Consider the following 16,396-nt stretch of genomic DNA (forward strand, 5'->3'; position numbering starts at 1 on the left):
TGCAATGCAATAAGCGAATTAACCGAGTTGCGGTTAACCGGTTTTTACGGCCTGAATCGACGTTGCGGCGCAACCACCGGATGGCGGCTGAATCGTGCCAAGGGCATGCCTCCGCCGCAAGATTCTGGAAGCACGACATGCCCCGCCCGCAGCCCCTGCCCTTCGCCTTTGCCGCACTGCATGGCGCGGACCAGCTTGCCCTGGCGGCGCTGCCGCTGGTCGCCACGCTGCAGCTTGGCGCCGGCCCGGGCCTGACCGGGGCGCTGGTCGCCGCGCAGGGTGCCGCCTGGCTGCTGGTGGCGCTGCCGGCCGGCGTGCTGGCGGATCGGCTGGACCGGCGGCGCCTGCTGGCCGGTGGCGGGCTGGTGGCGGCGCTGGGCTTCGCGCTGGCCCTGGCCGCTGCGGCGCATCCGCTGCTGCTGGGCCTCGCCGCCTTCCTCGGCGCCGGCGGCGTGGTGGCTGCCGCGCTGGCCGCCTTCGCCCTGCTGCCCGCCCTGGTGCCGCGCCAACAGCTTCCAGCGGCCAATGCAAGGCTGGAGCTGGGCCGCGCCCTGGCGACGCTGGCCGCCGCACCACTGGCCGGGATGCTGGCCGCGCGCGGGCTGCCGCAGGCGGGGCTGGGTCTGGCCGCCCTGGCGGGCCTGGCCGCCGCCGCACTCGCCTGGCGCCTGCCCGCCCTGCCGGCCACCCGGCGCACTGACCAGATGGGCCTGGCCGCCGCGGTGGCGGAGGGGGCACGCTTCGTGCGCCGCCAGCCCCTGCTGCGTGCGATCGCGCTGGCGGCGATCGCCTGGAATGCCGGCTTCTTCGCGCTGATGGCCATCGCCGTGCCACTGGCGCTCGGCCCGCTGGGGCTGGACGCGGCGGCCACCGGCCTGGCGCTCGGCGCCTATGGCGCGGGGCTGGTGGCCGGTGCGCTAGCCGCACCCACCGCCAGCCGGCATCTGCCGCTGGGCCAGGTGCTGCTCTCGGGTCCGGGGCTTTCGGTGCTGGGCATGGCGGGGCTGGTGCTGGCGCCGGGCCTCTTCACGCTGGCGGCCTGCATGGCGCTGCTCGGCTTCGGGCCGATGCTGTGGCAGGTGGCGCAGACCAGCCTGCGCCAATCCGTCACCCCGGCGGGGCTGCTCGGGCGGGTCGGTGCGGTGATGCAGGTGGCGGTGTTCGGCGTGCGGCCACTCGGTGCGCTGGCGGGCGGCGCGCTGGCCGCCTGGGCCGGCCCGGCGGCCGCGCTGTGGCTGGCCGCCGCGGGCTTCGCGCTGTCCCTGCTGGCGGTGGCTGCCAGCCCCCTGGCGCCGCTGCGGACGCTACCGCAGCCTGCCTAGTGCAACATCCGTTCCGGCCAAATCCGTCAGAACAGGCGCCGGTTCGATTCGTAGGGCACCACGAGCTCGTTCTTGTCGACCATGTTGAGCAACTGCCGCGCCCGCTCATCCAGCTGGTCACGGTCCAGCCGGTCGCCGCGCAGGCCGGCGACGCGGCGTTCCACCGCCTCAAGCTCCTGCTGCACCTGCGCCAGCTCGGCGCGCGCCTCCTGCAGGCGTTCCTGACGGATGTCGCGCGCGATCAGGCCTCGTTCGCCATGCACAGCATGCCAGACGAAATAGCCACTGGTTCCCAGGAACAGCACCGGCAGCACCGCCGCGCGCAGTTTGCGCGAGATCCAGGCACCAAAACCCCCCCGCCTTTGTGGCGGCAGATACATGTCAGACACGCTCGCAGGCCCCCCCGCCGATGCGCGCATACAAGAAGGGCGCGGCCCCGCTGTCCAGCGGAATCGCGCCCTCTCAATACGTTAAGGACCGGAGCGTGCGTTTCGTGTCACGCCCGCCCGCGGCCCCGTCAGCGTCGCAGCACGCCACGCCCCGCATAGCGGGCGGCGGAGCCCAGCTCCTGCTCGATGCGGATCAGCTGGTTGTACTTGGCGGTGCGGTCGGAGCGCGAAAGCGACCCGGTCTTGATCTGCCCGCAATTGGTGGCGACGGCGAGGTCGGCGATGGTGGAATCCTCCGTCTCGCCGGAGCGGTGGCTCATCACCGCCTTGAAGCCGGCGCGATGCGCCATCTCCACCGCCTCCAGCGTCTCCGTCAGCGTGCCGATCTGGTTGACCTTGACCAGGATCGCATTGCCGGTGCTGGTCTCGATGCCCCGGCGCAGGCGCTCGGTATTGGTGACGAACAGGTCGTCGCCCACCAGGTTCACCTTGCCGCCGAGGCGGTCGGTCAGCAGCTTCCAGCCCTCCCAGTCATCCTCGGACATGCCGTCCTCGATGGAGACGATGGGGAACTTCTTCGTCAGGGCTTCCAGGTAGTCCACCATGCCGGCGGCATCGAAGGTCTTGCCCTCGCCTTCCATCACGTAGCGGCCATCCTTGTAGAACTCGGTCGAGGCCGCATCGAGGGCGAAGAGGATGTCCTCCCCCACCCGGTGGCCGGCCTTCTCGCAGGCCTTGCTGATGAAGCCGAGCGCTTCCTCGGCGCTGCCGATATTCGGCGCGAAACCGCCCTCATCGCCCACATTGGTGTTGTGGCCGGCGTCATGCAGCGCCTTCTTCAGCTGCGCGAAGACCTCGGAGCCGATCCGCACCGCATCCGCCACCGTGCCGGCGGCGACCGGCATGATCATGAATTCCTGGATGTCGATCGGGTTATCGGCATGCTGGCCGCCATTGATGATGTTCATCATCGGCACCGGCAGGGTGCGGGCGAAGACGCCGCCGACATAGCGGTACAGCGGCATCTCCAGCGTGGCCGCGGCCGCCTTCGCGGTGGCCAGCGACACGGCGAGGATGGCATTCGCGCCGAGGCGGGACTTGTTCGGCGTGCCGTCCAGCTCGATCATCGTCTCGTCGATCTTCACCTGGTCGGTGGCGTCCATGCCGCCGATCGCGTCGAAGATCTCGCCTTCCACATGGCTGCAGGCCTTGCGGACGCCCTTGCCGCCGTAGCGCGCCTTGTCGCCGTCGCGCAGTTCCACCGCCTCATGCGCGCCGGTCGAGGCGCCGGAGGGGACGATGGCGCGGCCGATGGCGCCGGTATCCAGCACAACCTCCGCCTCCACCGTCGGGTTGCCCCGGCTGTCGAGGACCTCGCGGGCGATGATGTCGGCGATGGCGGCCATTTTTCTGGGCTCCGGCGGATGGGGGATTACCGCTCGCGCTTAAAGGTCCGTCGGCGGATCGGCAAGCCGCCGCCGCGCCGCTATTCCCCGCCCCCATCGCCGCCGCAGCCCGCGCCGCCATCCGAATCGAGGCCGGTGGCCGTGGCGGCATCGCCGCCCGCATCCCAGAGGGAGCCGCCGCTGTCCGCGGTGGCCCGTACAAGTTGCAGGATGCACCAGGCCCAGGCCAGGCCGATGAACAGGATCAGCAGCCTGGACGCGTCGTTCACCGCCAGGATGATGAGAACGACCGTTCCGGTGGCAACCTCAAGGACGCGCGAGGCAATGGTGAGCGGCCTGGCGGAGGGGCTTGGGGAAATTGGGGCGGTCCTCCGCGCGGACCGCGCCAGCATAGGGTGCGGCGCTTCGCACATGGAAGCGCCGTCAGCGCGGCTTGCGCGTGTCCCAGACGGCGGAAAAGCCGCGCTTCAGCGGCATGCCCTGGCGGTCGCAGGGTTCGACGCGACCGCAGGGTACGGCGATGGCGCGGGTCAGCACCGAATCCTTGGCGCGGCTATAGCCGGCCAGTTTCAGGTCCAGCGCCCCGCAGGGATGCACCTTGGTCACCAAACCCCAATCGCCGGGCTGCGCGGTTTGCACCGCCCCGCCCTCACCTCGGGTGAGGCGAACCAGGTCGCCTGCCTCGAAGAGGTAGCTGTCGATGCCGCCGGTGCCGGTCAGGGTGCGCATGGCTGCACTGCACCATAACTTCCTGACGGAAGTGTTTAGCTTCAGCCCTCGCGGCGGACGCCGCGGATCACCCTTTGCGGCGGCGGCCGCGGATCAGCCCTTGCGGCGTGCGCCGCGGATCAGCCCTTGCGGCGTGCGCCGCGGATCAGCCCTTGCGGCGTCCGCCGCCCAGCATCAGCGTCGCGCCCAGGCCGATGGCCAGCGACAGCGGCACGGCCAGCGAACCGAACAGCGCCCCCACAACCACCGTCACCACCAGGGTAATGGCCATGCCGATGCCGAAGCGCTGCAGCCGGGCCTTCTCATCCATGGGCTAGACCAGCCTTGCCTGGCGCACCGCGGCGCCGATGAAGCCCTTGAACAGCGGGTGCGGCTCGAAGGGCTTGGATTTCAGTTCCGGGTGGAACTGCACGCCGATGAACCAGGGGTGGTCCGGCACTTCCACGATCTCGGGCAGACTGCCATCGGGCGACATCCCGGCGAAGCGCATGCCGACGCCTTCCAGGCGCTCCCGGTAGCCGACATTCACCTCGAAGCGGTGGCGGTGGCGCTCGGTGATCTCGGCCTCGCCATACACCTCCCGCACCAGCGACCCCTCGGCCAGCTTCGCGACATAGGAACCGAGCCGCATGGTGCCGCCCAGGTCGCCGCCGGCGGTCCGCGTCTCCACCTGGTTGCCGCGGGTCCACTCGGTCAGCAGGCCGACCACCGGCTCCGCGCAGGCGCCGAATTCGGTGGAGGAGGCGCCCTTGAGGTCCAGCAGGTTCCGCGCCGCCTCGATCACCGCCATCTGCATGCCGAAGCAGATGCCGAAGAACGGAATCTTCCGGGTTCGGGCGAAGCGGACAGCCTCGATCTTGCCGCCCGAGCCGCGCTCGCCGAAGCCGCCGGGCACCAGGATGCCGTGCACGCCCTCGAGGCGCTTCACCGCTTCCTCGTCGCCGGCCTCGAAGACCTGGCTGTCCACCCAGGTCAGCTTGACCTTCACATTGTTGGCGATGCCGCCATGCGCCAGCGCCTCGGCGAGGGATTTGTAGCTGTCCAGCAGGTTCGTATACTTGCCGACCACGGCGATCGAGACCTCGCCCTCCGGCGCGCGGATCGACTGGACGATCTTCTCCCAGCGCCGCATGTCCGGCTCGCCGTAGAAGGACAGGTTGAAGTGCCGCAGCACTTCGCGGTCCAGGCCCTCGGCGTGGTAGCTGATCGGCACCGAATAGATGCTGTCCGCGTCATAGGCCGGGATCACGGATTCGGGCCGGACGTTGCAGAACAGCGCGATCTTGCGGCGCTCATTCTCCGGAATCTGGCGGTCGCAGCGGCAGAGAAGAATCTGCGGCTGGATGCCGACGCCCAGCAGTTCCTTGACGCTATGCTGCGTCGGCTTGGTCTTCAGCTCCCCGGCGGAGGGGATGTAGGGCACCAGCGTCAGGTGGATGAACAGGCTCCGCGTCGGGCCAAGCTCGTTCGCCAGCTGGCGGATCGCTTCCAGGAAGGGCAGCGACTCGATGTCGCCCACGGTGCCGCCGACCTCGACCAGGACGAAGTCGTAGCCATCCGTCTCGGCCTGGATGACGTCCTTGATCTTGTCGGTGATGTGCGGAATGACCTGGACGGTCCCGCCCAGGTAGTCGCCGCGCCGCTCGGCCGCGATCACGTCGGAATAGATCCGCCCCGTGGTCCAGTTGTCGAGCTTGGAGGCATGGACCCCGGTGAAGCGCTCGTAGTGGCCGAGGTCGAGGTCGGTTTCCGCCCCGTCATCGGTCACGAAGACCTCGCCATGCTGATACGGGGACATCGTGCCCGGATCGACATTGAGGTAGGGGTCGAGCTTGCGAAGGCGCACCTTGTAGCCGCGTGCCTGCAGCAGCGCACCCAGCGATGCCGCTGCGATGCCCTTGCCGAGGGAGGAGACCACGCCGCCGGTGACGAATACGAACCGCGTCATGGACGCCCCTCATAGCGAAGCCGGACGGGCAATGGAACCCGTCCGGCGTGGTGGATGCGATTGTTGCAGGCAGGCCTCCCGGAGGGAGGCGAAGCGTCTCAGTTGTTCGGCACCGTCGGCACTGCGGGAACGGCCGGCGCGGTGGAGGCGGGAACGCCGCCCGCAGGGCCATCCAGGATGGAACGGTTCGGCGCCTGGCCCTTGCCGAGCATCGCCAGCACCAGGGCCAGGGCCATGAAGATGGTGCCCAGCACGGCAGTGGTGCGGGTCAGCAGGTTGGCGGTGCCGCGGCCGGTCATGAAGCCGCCCATGCCCTGGGAGGACCCGATGCCCAGCCCGCCACCCTCGCTGCGTTGCACGAGAATGACCCCGATCAGCGCCAGGGTGACGAGCAGGAATAGAACGAGGAGGAGGTTGGTCATGGCGGGCGCCTTCTAGCGGGTCTGGTGCCGGAAGGCCAGCGTGCCGGCCAGCCCATATTTTCCGCCCCGGCAACGGGTCAGTCGCTCATCCCGCCGCCGCGGCGATCGCCAGGAAATCCGCCGCCACCAGGCTGGCGCCGCCGACCAGCCCGCCATCCACATTGGGCAGCGCCAGGATGGCCTTCGCATTGCCCGGCTTCATCGACCCACCATAGAGAATACGCGTGGCCTGCCCCGCCGGCCCGAAGCGCGCGACCAGCGTCGCCCGGATGGTTGCGTGGATGGCGGCGATGTCTTCCTCGGTGGGCGTGCGGCCGGTGCCGATCGCCCAGACCGGCTCATACGCGACAACCCCGCCGAAATCATCCGGCAGCGACTCGGCGAGCTGCTGGCGCACCACCGCCTCCGCCTCCCCGGCCAGGCGCTGCGCTTCGGTCTCGCCGACGCAGGCGACGGGAATCAGGCCGGCCGCCAGCGCCGCCTGCACCTTGGCGCGCACCACCGCATCCGTCTCGCCATGGTCGGCCCGGCGCTCGGAATGGCCAAGGATGACATGGGTGGCCCCGGCATCGCACAGCATCGGCGCGGAGGTGTCGCCGGTATGCGCGCCCTTGGTGGCGGCGTGGCAGTCCTGCGCCCCGACCGCGACCGGGCCGCCGGCCATGGCGGCGGCGACGGGGGGCACATGCAGGAAGGGCGGGCAGACCAGCAGGTCCGCGCCGAGGCCGCCGGCGCCGGCGCGCACCGCCTCGGCCAGGACCACGGCCTCCCGGAGCGTGCCGTGCATCTTCCAGTTGCCTGCGATCAGGGGGCGGATGCCAGGGGTCACGTGCGTCTCCTCATGGATCAGGTTCGGGTAGCAATGCCGCGCCGGGCTGGCAACCGGCGGGATTTCCGGCTACCCGGTCCGGATGATCACCTGGTTCCGCAACCTCACCCAGACCTGGTTCGCCAAGGTCCTCTTCGTGCTGCTGGTGCTGTCCTTTGCCATCTGGGGCATCGAGGACACCGTCCGCAATTTCGGCCGGGAAACCGCCGTTGTCAGCATGGAGGGCGGCGATATCGAGGTGCCTGAGGCGCAGATGGCCGCCCGCCGCGAATTGCAGCGCGTGCAAGCCCAGCTCGGCAGCAGCTTCGAGGCGGAGGAACCGCTGCGCCGCGCCATTGCGATGCAGGCCGTCGAACAATTGATCGCGGAGCGCGCCCAGCGGGCCGAGGCCGCGCGGCTGAACCTCGCCACGCCGGATGCGGCGGTGCAGGCCTACGTCTTCTCCATCCCGAATTTCCAGACCGCCGGACAGTTCGATCGCCTCGCACTGGACCAGTTCCTGCGCCAGAACGACATGTCGGAGGCGCAGTTCCTGCAGCTGGTCCGGGACGACCTGCAGCGCATGCAGCTTTCCGGCGCCGTGCGCGCCGGCGCCCCGGCCCCCGACCTGCTGGCCCGCGCCATGGTGCGGTATGAGCAGGAACGCCGCATCGCCCAGGTGGTCGAGCTGCCGCTGCTGGACGCGCCGGAGCCGGAGCCGCCGACCGAGGCCGCCCTGGCCCGCTTCCACGCCAACAACCCTGATCGCTTCTCCACCCCCGCCCTGCGCGAGGCGACCATCGCCGTGCTGACCGGGGAAACCCTGGCCGACCAGATCGAGGTCTCCGACGCCGACCTCGCCGCCGCCTATGATGCGCGCCGCGCCCAGTTCGAGACGGCGGAGCGCCGCGACCTGCAGCAGGCGCTGCTGCAGACCGAGGAAGCCGCCCGGCAGATCGCCGCCGCGTGGCGCGCCAACCCGGATTTTGCCGCCATCCAGCAGCAGGTCGAATCCGCCGGCGGCGCCGCGCTGTCACTCGGCAACGTGCCGCGCGCCGACCTGCCGATCGAGGCGCTGGCGCAGGCCGCCTTCAGCGCCCCCGATGGCGGCGTGACGGATCCGGTGCAGTCGCCCTTTGGCTGGCATGTGATGCGCGTCGCCGGCGTGACCGCGGGCACCACCTCGCCGCTGTCCGAGGTGGCCGACCGGCTGCGGCAGGAAATCGCCCTGGAACGCGCCGGCGACCTGGCCTTCGACCGGGCCAACCGGGTGGAGGATGCGCTGGCCGGCGGTGCCTCGCTGGCCGATGCCGCGCGTGAATTCGGCCTGACCGTGTCGCGCGTGACGCTGGATGCCGAGGGCCGCGATGCGGAGGGCCTGCCCGCCGTGCTGCCGGTGCCGGTCGCCGCCCGCGCCGAAGCCCTGCGCGCCATCTTCGCCGCCGAGCAGGGCCGTGCGCCGCGGCTGCAGGAGCTGCGCGAAGCCCAGGGCTTCATGGGCATCGAGCTGCATGAGGTGCGCCCGCCCGCCCTGAAGCCGCTGGAGCAGGTGGAGGCCGATGTGCGCCTGGCCTGGACCAACGACGCCAAGCGCCGGGCGCAGGAGGAGCGCGCGGCCGCCCTGCTCGCCGCGGTGCGTGGCGGGCAGACGCTGGAAGCCGCCGCCGCAGCCGCCGGGCTGACCAGCACCCGCATGGGCCCCTTTGGCCGCCAGCCGGAACCCGGCACCCCCGGCCTGACCGTGCCGCGGGAGCTGCTGCCGGTGCTGTTCAACATCCCGGTGAACGAACCCACCATGGCGCCGACCGCCGCCGGCTTCGCCGTGGCGCAGCTGCTGGAGGTGGTTTCCGCCGACCCGGCCGCGGATGCGGCGGCGCTGGAGAATGCCAAGCGCACCGCGCAGCAGCAGATGGCGGATGACCTGAACGCCGCCTATATCGCGGCGCTGCGCAATCGCGCCAACCCGCAGATCAGCCCGACCCTGCTGCAACAGGTGGTGCCATGACGGATCTCTCCACCTTCGCCGCCTTCGCCGCCGGCCTGGCGGCCGGGCAAGGCCAGGTGGTCTTCCGCGAACGCGTCGCGGACCTCGATACGCCGGTCGGCGCCTATCTCCGCCTGGTGCAGGGGCGGCACAACGCCTTCCTGCTGGAATCGGTCGAAGGCGGCGCGGCGCGCGGCCGCTTCTCCTCCCTCGGCATGGAGCCGGACCTGGTCTGGCGCTGCCGCGACGGGAAGGCCGAGATCAACCGCCACGCGCTGTCCGCCCCGCATGCCTTCGAGCCGGACCCGGCGCCGCCGCTGGACAGCCTGCGGACGCTTGTGAAGGCGACGCGCATGCCGATGCCGGCCGGGCTGCCCTCCATCGCGGCGGGGCTGTTCGGCTATCTCGGCTACGACATGGTCCGGCACATGGAACGCCTGCCGGACAGCAACCCGGATGTGCTCGGCATTCCGGAAGCGGTGATGATCCGCCCGACGCTGGTCGCGGTCTTCGACCATGTGCGGGATACGCTGACGCTGGTGACGCCGGTCTGGCCGGAAGCCGCCGCGGACCCGAAGGCGGCCTGGGACCTGGCGCAGGCCCGGCTGGATGAGGCGGAGGCGGCGCTCGACCGCCCCCTGCCCCGCCCGGCGCCCGCTGCCAGCCTGCCGGTGCCGCCGGCGCCGACCTCCAACTTCACGCCGGAGGGCTACAAGGCGGCGGTGCTGCGGGCGAAGGAATACATCGCCGCCGGCGACGTGTTCCAGGTCGTGCCCGCACAGCGTTTCACCGCGCCCTTCGGCCTGCCGCCCTTTTCGCTGTACCGCGCGCTGCGCCGGCTGAACCCAGCGCCCTACCTGTTCTTCCTCGACCTGAACGGCCTGTCGCTGGTCGGCGCCTCGCCCGAAATCCTGGTCAGCGTGAAGCATGGGGAGGTGAAGCTGCGCCCACTGGCCGGAACGCGCCCCCGCGGCGCAACGCCGGAGGAGGATGCGCGGCTGGAGCGGGAGCTGCTGGCCGATCCGAAGGAGCTGGCGGAGCACCTGATGCTGATTGACCTCGGCCGCAACGATGTCGGCCGCGTCGCGGAGATCGGCTCGGTCCGGGTGACGCAGAAATTCCAGGTCGAGCGCTATTCCCAGGTCATGCACATCATGTCCGAGGTGGTAGGCCGCCTGCGGCCGGGCCTCGACGCGCTGGATGCGCTGACGGCGGGCTTCCCCGCGGGCACCCTCTCGGGCGCGCCGAAGGTGCGGGCGATGCAGATCATCGAGGAGCTGGAGCCCTCCCGCCGCGGCGCCTATGCGGGCGGCGTGGGGTATTTCGGCGCGGATGGCGACATGGACATCTGCATCGCACTGCGCACCGCGCTGGTGAAGGACGGGCTGATGCATGTGCAGGCCGGCGCCGGGGTGGTGGCGGATAGCGACCCGGAGGCGGAATACCAGGAGACGCACCAGAAGGCGCGCGCCCTGTTCCGCGCCGCCGAGGAAGCCGTGCGCTTCGCGGCGCAAAGGCGGTGAAGTAGCCCTCCCCGCACTTGCGGGGGATTGCGGCACTGCTGCAACGCCGCAGGCTGGTTGGGTGGGGGCGGCGCTGGAGAGCCAGCCCGTACTCATCGCCCTGCTGCGCCGCTGATCAGTAAACGCTCCTGCGGGTTGGCCAGGCCCCCCACCCAACCCTCCCCCCCGTCGGGGGGAAGGGCTTTCTGGTCACGCCGCGACCAGCGGCTCCCCGACCCGGTCGCGGCCTTCCTCCACCGCGTGGCAGGCCACCAGCGTCTCCGGCGTGCCGCGGGCCGGGATCATCTCCGGGCGCTCGGCCACGCAGCGGTCATTCGCCAGCGGGCAGCGCGGGTGGAAGGGGCAGCCGCTCGGCGGGTCGATCGGGCTCGGCACCTCGCCGCCCACCGGGATGCGCTGCCGGCCGGTCATCTCCAGATCCGGAATCGCTTCCATCAGCGCGCGCGTATAGGGGTGGCGCGGCGTGTTGAAGAGGGTCTCCGCCGGCGCCAGTTCCACCAGCCGGCCGAGATACATCACGCCGACCCGGTCGCTGACCTGCCGCACCACCGCCAGATTGTGGCTGATGAACAGATAGGTCAGGCCGAGCCGCGCCTGCAGATCCTTCATCAGGTTCAGGATCTGCGCCTGCACGGAGACGTCCAGCGCGCTCGTCGGCTCGTCGCAGACCAGGAATTCCGGGTTGGAGGACAGCGCGCGCGCGATCGAGATGCGCTGGCGCTGGCCGCCGGAGAATTCATGCGGGAATTTCTGCCCGTCCAGCGGGGAAAGCCCCACCTGGGTCAGCAGCTCACCGACGCGCGCATCGATCTCGGCCGGGCTGCGCGTCAGGCCGAAGGCGCGGATCGGCTCGGCGATGATGTCCCGCACGCGCCAGCGCGGATTGAGGCTGGCATAGGGATCCTGGAAGATCATCTGCATGCGGCGGCGCTGTTCGGAATCCGCACGCGCCTGCGCCAGGTCCTGCCCGTCGAACATGACGCTGCCATGCGTCGGGCCGTACAGGCCGACCACCAGGCGGGCCACGGTGGATTTGCCGCAGCCGCTTTCGCCGACCAGCGACAGGGTGGTGCCCTTCTCGATGGCGAAGGAAATGCCGTCCACGGCGCGCAGCACGCGCTTGCCCTCGCGCGCCAGCAGCCGCTGCACCAGGGGGCGGGAGACGTCGAAATGCCGGGCGACGTTGATGGTCTCGAGCATGATGTCGTTACGCATGGCGCGGCACTCCCTGCTCGGCATAGAGCCAGCAGGCGGCGAGGTTGTCCTTGGCCGGCATCAGTTCCGGCCGCTCCACGAAGCAGCGGTCGAAGGCGTGGGGGCAGCGGGGGTTGTAGGGGCAGCCAGGCGGGATGGCAGAGAGCCGCGGCATGGAGCCGTCGATCTGCTGCAGCCGTTCCAGCCGCCGCCCGACCGGCGGGATGGAGCCCATGAGGCCGGCGGAATAGGGGTGCGCCGCCTGCTGCACCACGTTGCGAACGGCGCCGACCTCGACGATCCGGCCGGCATACATCACCGCCACGCGGTCGGCGGTTTCGGCGATGACGCCCATGTCGTGGGTGACCAGCATCATGCTGGTGCCCTTGTCACGCGCCAGCGACTTCAGCAGCGAGATCACCTGCGCCTGGATCGAGACATCCAGCGCCGTGGTCGGCTCATCCGCCACGATCAGCTTCGGCTCCGCGCATAGCGCGAGCGCAATGACCACGCGCTGGCGCATGCCGCCGGAGAATTCATGCGGGTAGCTGTCGATGCGCTGGCTGGCGGCGGGGATGCCGACCAGTTCCAGCCACTCGATCGCCTTGGCCCGCGCCTGCGCCGGGTTCAGCGGCAGGTGGGTGACCATCGTCTCGATCAGCTGTTGGCCCACGGTGTAGAGCGGGTTCAGCGTGGTCAGCGGGTCCTGGAAGATCGCGCCGATCTCCCTGCCCCGCAGCTTGCGCAGCTCGGAGTAGGGAAGATTGTCGATCCGCCGTCCGTTCAGCAGGATCTGCCCGCCGGCGATGCGGCCGGGCGGCTCCAACAACCCGATGATGGCCGCGCCGGTCATGGATTTGCCGGCGCCGGATTCGCCGACCACGCCCAGCACCTCCCCATGCGCGATGGAGAAGGAGACGTCGTCGAGGGCGACGAGGGTGCCGCGGCGCGTCGGGAACTCGACGCGCAGGTTGCGGACTTCGAGAAGGGGTGCGGTCATTATCGGAGCTTCGGGTTCAGGGCGTCGCGCAGCCAGTCACCCAGCAGGTTCACGGACAGCACAAGCAGGATGAGAGCGATGCCGGGGAAGATGGTGATCCACCACTCGCCGGAGAACAGGAAGTCGTTGCCGATACGGATCAGCGTGCCGAGCGAGGGCTGCGTCGGCGGCACACCGACGCCGAGGAAGGAAAGCGTCGCCTCCGCCAGTACGGCGAAGCCCAGGTTCAGGGTGGCGATGACCAGCACCGGCCCCAGCACATTGGGCAGCACATGGCTGACCATGATCCGGGCGCGGGAGACGCCGATGACCCGCGCCGCCTGCACATATTCCTTGTTGCGCTCCACCAGGGTGGAGCCCCGAACGGTGCGGGCGAAGGACGGCCAGTTGCTGATGCCGATGGCGAAGATCACGACATAGAGCGCGATCTGGTCATGCACCTCCCTCGGCAGGGCGGCGCGCACCACGCCATCGATCAGCAGCGCGATCAGGATGGTCGGGAAGGTCAGCTTGATATCGGCGATGCGCATCAGCACCGCATCCACCGTGCCGCCCATATAGCCCGCCGCCAGCCCGGCGGTGATGCCGATGGAGACGGAGAGCAGCACGGCGCAGAAGCCGACCAGAAGCGAAACCCGCGCGCCATACATGATGGCGGAGAGCACGTCCCGCCCCTGGTCATCGGTGCCCAGCAGATAGTTCGGGTCACCGTCCATTTCCCAGGCCGGCGGCTTGAACGCGTCCATGAGCTGGAGCGAGGCCAGGTCGAAGGGGTTGTGCGGCGCGATCCAGGGCGCCAGCACCGCGCCGCCGACGCAGATCAGCGCGACGATGGCGGATGCCACCGTGATCGGCGACCGGGTGAAGGAATACCAGAGATCGCTGTCGAGGGCGCGGCGGATGGCATTCGGGCGTGCGGGTGCGGTGGCCGACATCTCAATGCGCTCCCTTGCCGCGGCCAATGCGCAGGCGGGGGTCCACCGCGTAGTACAGCAGGTCCACGATCAGGTTGATGGTGACGAACATCAGCGCGATCAGCAGCAGATAGGCGGACATCACCGGAATATCGGCGACGCTGACGCTCTGGATGAACAGCAGCCCCATCCCCGGCCACTGGAACACCGTTTCCGTCACGATGGCGAAGGCGATGATGGCGCCGAGCTGCAGGCCGGTGATGGTGATGACCGGCACCAGCGTGTTCTTCAGCGCATGGCCGAAATGCACCGCCCGGTTGGTCAGGCCCCGGGCACGGGCGAACTTGATGTAATCGGTCCGCAGCACCTCCATCATCTCCGCCCGCACCAGGCGCATGATCAGCGTGAGCTGGAACAGGCCGAGGGTGATGGAGGGCAGGATCAGTGCCTTGATGCCGGACCAGGTCAGCAGCCCGGTGCTCCACCAGCCGAGATTGACCGTGTCCCCACGCCCGAAGCTTGGCAGCCAGCCGAGCCAGACGGAGAAGGTCAGGATCAGCAGGATGCCGATCAGGAAGGTCGGCAGGGACACGCCGATCAGGCTGAAGGTCAGGAAGAAGCGGCTGAGCCAGGAATTGCGATAGAGGCCGGTATAGACTCCCATCGGTACGCCGATGGCCAGCGCCAGGATCGCAGCGCACAGCGCCAGTTCCAGGGTGGCCGGCGCGCGTTCGACGATGAGCTGCGCGACCGGGCGGGACAGGCGGTAGGACAGGCCGAACTCGCCCTGCGCCGCATTCACCACGAATTTCGCGAACTGCACGAAGAAGGGCTGGTTCAGCCCCAGATCGGCGATGAGCTGGTCCCGCTGGGCGATGGTGTAGTCCTGCCCCAGCATGATTGCGACCGGATCGCCGACATAGGCGAACATGGCGAAGGATAGCAGCGCCACCGTCAGCATGACGGGCAGCGCCTGCAGTAAGCGGCTGATGATGAAGGCGAACACGGGCGCTGGCGATCCTTTACGTGGCGGCGACGCCGGGTGGCGCCGCCGGAATCCGCTTGTTGCTCAGTCGGTCGGTCAGTCGGTTGGTTCAGTCGATGCGGGCGAAGCGGAAATAGGGCTGGTTGTTGGCGGCGTGCGGGATGGAGAAGTTGCTCCGCATCGCCCAGGGGATCATCTGGTGATGCAGCGGAATGTGCGGCACGTCCTCGCGGTACAGGCGCAGCGCTTCATGAATCGCCTCCATACGCGACGCGCCCGACTGCGTCTTCATCCGTTGCACCAGCTCATCCATCCGCGGGCTGGAATAGCCGCCATAGTTCCAGATGCCATCCCCCTGCTGGCCATTGCGCGTGGCCAGCAACGACTGGAAGGAATACAGCGCGTCCAGCGTCGGCACGCCCCAGCCGAGCAGATAGGCGCTGGTGTCCTGGCGCTGGATCTGGGCGAAGAAGGGCGCCAGCGGCTGCGCCTTCACGCTGGTCCGCACGCCGATGCGCGTCCACATGGCGGCAACCGCCTGGCAGATCTGCTCATCATTGATGTAGCGGTTGTTCGGGCAGTCCAGCGTCAGGCCGAAGCCGTTCGGATAGCCGGCCTCCGCAAGCAGGGCGCGGGCGCGCGCCTGGTCATAGGGCAGCCGCGTATCCTCGGCCTCGGAATAGCCGTTCACCTGGGGCGGGAAGAAGGTGCCGGTCACCACGGACTGGCCTCGCATGGTGGTGCGGTGGATCGCCTGGATGTCGATCGCGTGGTACAGCGCCTGGCGCACCCGCAGATCGGCCATGGGGTTGCGGCCACGCACGTCGGAATACAGCAGCTCCGGCCGCGCCACGTCGAAGGCCAGGAAGATGGTCCGCACCTCCGGCCCTTCCAGCACGCGGATGCCGGGCGCGGCGCGCAGGCGGTTCAGATCCTGCAGCGGCGGATCCAGCACGAAATCCACCTCGCCGGACAGCAGCGCCGCAATCCGCGTGGCGTCGGAGGAAATCGGCCGGAACACGATCTCCTGCACATTCGACCGCGCCGCATCCGGCTCCCGCCACCCATACCAATCCGTGTTGCGGCGCAGCACGGTGCGCACGTCGTTCTCCCGGCTTTGCAGGCGGAAGGCGCCGGTGCCGTTGGTGTTGCGGGTGGTGTGCATCTCCTCCCGCGCCCGGGTGTTCTGCGGGCGGGCGGCACCGTTCGCCTCCGACCACGCCTTCGACATCATGTAGACGGAGGCGAATTTGTTCGGGAGGATCGGGTCCGCGACGCGGGTGACGATGTCCACCGTCATCTCGTCCACCTTCACCACCTCGGCGACGGTATCGACATAGATGCCGAAATTGGAGGTCGGCTGCCGCGCGCGGCCGATGCTGAAGACCACGTCATCGGCGGAGAACGCCTCGCCGCCATGGAACTTCACGCCCGGGCGCAGCACGAAGCGCCAGCGGGTCGGCTCCACCTGGCTCCAGGACAGGGCCAGGCCCGGGCGCAGGGTGAGGTCAGCGTTGCGGGCGATCAGCGGATCGTAGATCTGCTGCAGGACCATGGTGACGGTCCCGACATTCTGGCTGTGCGGGTCCATCGTGTTGGGATCGCCGCTGGCCGCCCAGCGTACCGTCTGGGCCACGGCGGGCGCCGGCGAGGCAGCCCCCAAAGCAAGAATGGCGGCGGCCGCCAGAAGCAGTCTTCGCATCACCCCGGAACTCCCTGCTGTGGGGGCGGCGGGTCGTTGCGCCCGCCTGCCCACAAACCTGCCTGCAAGC

Annotated in this window: 16 protein-coding genes; 3 read left to right on the plus strand and 13 right to left on the minus strand. The window is 69.6% G+C overall.

Annotation, left to right across the window (positions count from 1 at the left end; translation table 11 throughout):
* Window positions 1–137: 137 nt before the first annotated feature.
* The gene (locus tag HB662_RS21230; RefSeq protein WP_168052508.1) at window positions 138–1,322 is read left to right on the plus strand and encodes an MFS transporter; all 1,185 of its coding nucleotides are present in this window, start codon (window positions 138–140) and stop codon (window positions 1,320–1,322) included.
* A 26-nt stretch (window positions 1,323–1,348) separates the two neighbouring features.
* Here HB662_RS21230 and HB662_RS21235 read toward each other — a convergent pair whose 3' ends face one another.
* The 8 genes from HB662_RS21235 to tpiA form a co-directional block, all read right to left on the minus strand.
* Window positions 1,349–1,702, minus strand: coding sequence for an FtsB family cell division protein (locus tag HB662_RS21235; RefSeq protein ID WP_168052510.1), 354 nt, complete (start codon window positions 1,700–1,702; stop codon window positions 1,349–1,351).
* Between the two features lie 137 nt (window positions 1,703–1,839).
* A complete protein-coding gene (eno, locus tag HB662_RS21240; RefSeq protein ID WP_168052513.1) occupies window positions 1,840–3,117 on the minus strand; it encodes a phosphopyruvate hydratase in 1,278 nt (425 codons plus the stop codon).
* Window positions 3,118–3,197: 80 nt separating this feature from the next.
* A complete protein-coding gene (locus HB662_RS21245; RefSeq protein ID WP_168052515.1) occupies window positions 3,198–3,386 on the minus strand; it encodes a hypothetical protein in 189 nt (62 codons plus the stop codon).
* Between the two features lie 154 nt (window positions 3,387–3,540).
* The gene (locus tag HB662_RS21250; RefSeq protein ID WP_168052517.1) at window positions 3,541–3,846 is read right to left on the minus strand and encodes a hypothetical protein; all 306 of its coding nucleotides are present in this window, start codon (window positions 3,844–3,846) and stop codon (window positions 3,541–3,543) included.
* A 145-nt stretch (window positions 3,847–3,991) separates the two neighbouring features.
* Window positions 3,992–4,156 carry a hypothetical protein gene (locus HB662_RS21255; protein ID WP_168052519.1) on the minus strand — a complete coding sequence of 55 codons (165 nt, stop codon included), beginning with the start codon at window positions 4,154–4,156 and terminating at the stop codon, window positions 3,992–3,994.
* 3 nt (window positions 4,157–4,159) lie between these two features.
* Window positions 4,160–5,794 carry a CTP synthase gene (locus tag HB662_RS21260; RefSeq protein WP_168052521.1) on the minus strand — a complete coding sequence of 545 codons (1,635 nt, stop codon included), beginning with the start codon at window positions 5,792–5,794 and terminating at the stop codon, window positions 4,160–4,162.
* Between the two features lie 98 nt (window positions 5,795–5,892).
* Window positions 5,893–6,216: a preprotein translocase subunit SecG gene (gene secG / locus HB662_RS21265; RefSeq protein WP_168052523.1), complete on the minus strand. Its 324-nt coding sequence runs from the start codon at window positions 6,214–6,216 to the stop codon at window positions 5,893–5,895.
* Between the two features lie 85 nt (window positions 6,217–6,301).
* Window positions 6,302–7,033 (minus strand): triose-phosphate isomerase, encoded by a 732-nt coding sequence (gene tpiA, locus HB662_RS21270; protein ID WP_168053124.1) that lies wholly within the window; start codon window positions 7,031–7,033, stop codon window positions 6,302–6,304.
* 94 nt (window positions 7,034–7,127) lie between these two features.
* On the opposite strand from tpiA, the gene HB662_RS21275 reads away from it, so the two are divergent.
* Window positions 7,128–9,029: a peptidylprolyl isomerase gene (locus tag HB662_RS21275; RefSeq protein WP_168052525.1), complete on the plus strand. Its 1,902-nt coding sequence runs from the start codon at window positions 7,128–7,130 to the stop codon at window positions 9,027–9,029.
* Window positions 9,026–10,531 carry an anthranilate synthase component I gene (gene trpE, locus HB662_RS21280; protein WP_168052527.1) on the plus strand — a complete coding sequence of 502 codons (1,506 nt, stop codon included), beginning with the start codon at window positions 9,026–9,028 and terminating at the stop codon, window positions 10,529–10,531. The genes HB662_RS21275 and trpE overlap by 4 nt, the downstream gene beginning before the upstream one ends.
* Window positions 10,532–10,720: 189 nt before the next feature.
* Here the strand turns inward: trpE and HB662_RS21285 are convergent, their stop codons facing one another.
* The 5 genes from HB662_RS21285 to HB662_RS21305 form a co-directional block, all read right to left on the minus strand.
* Window positions 10,721–11,746: an ABC transporter ATP-binding protein gene (locus tag HB662_RS21285; RefSeq protein ID WP_168052529.1), complete on the minus strand. Its 1,026-nt coding sequence runs from the start codon at window positions 11,744–11,746 to the stop codon at window positions 10,721–10,723.
* Window positions 11,739–12,725 carry an ABC transporter ATP-binding protein gene (locus HB662_RS21290; protein ID WP_168052532.1) on the minus strand — a complete coding sequence of 329 codons (987 nt, stop codon included), beginning with the start codon at window positions 12,723–12,725 and terminating at the stop codon, window positions 11,739–11,741. The genes HB662_RS21285 and HB662_RS21290 overlap by 8 nt, the downstream gene beginning before the upstream one ends.
* A complete protein-coding gene (locus tag HB662_RS21295) occupies window positions 12,725–13,660 on the minus strand; it encodes an ABC transporter permease (protein WP_168052534.1) in 936 nt (311 codons plus the stop codon). Before HB662_RS21295 ends, HB662_RS21290 begins: the two co-directional genes overlap by 1 nt.
* Before the next feature lies 1 nt (window position 13,661).
* Window positions 13,662–14,645, minus strand: a complete 984-nt coding sequence (locus tag HB662_RS21300) for an ABC transporter permease subunit (RefSeq protein ID WP_168052536.1) — start codon at window positions 14,643–14,645, stop codon at window positions 13,662–13,664.
* A gap of 88 nt (window positions 14,646–14,733) precedes the next feature.
* Window positions 14,734–16,326 carry an ABC transporter substrate-binding protein gene (locus HB662_RS21305; RefSeq protein WP_168052538.1) on the minus strand — a complete coding sequence of 531 codons (1,593 nt, stop codon included), beginning with the start codon at window positions 16,324–16,326 and terminating at the stop codon, window positions 14,734–14,736.
* Window positions 16,327–16,396: the final 70 nt, after the last annotated feature.

It is taken from the genome of Falsiroseomonas frigidaquae (genome assembly GCF_012163145.1).
Classification (GTDB): domain Bacteria; phylum Pseudomonadota; class Alphaproteobacteria; order Acetobacterales; family Acetobacteraceae; genus Falsiroseomonas; species Falsiroseomonas frigidaquae.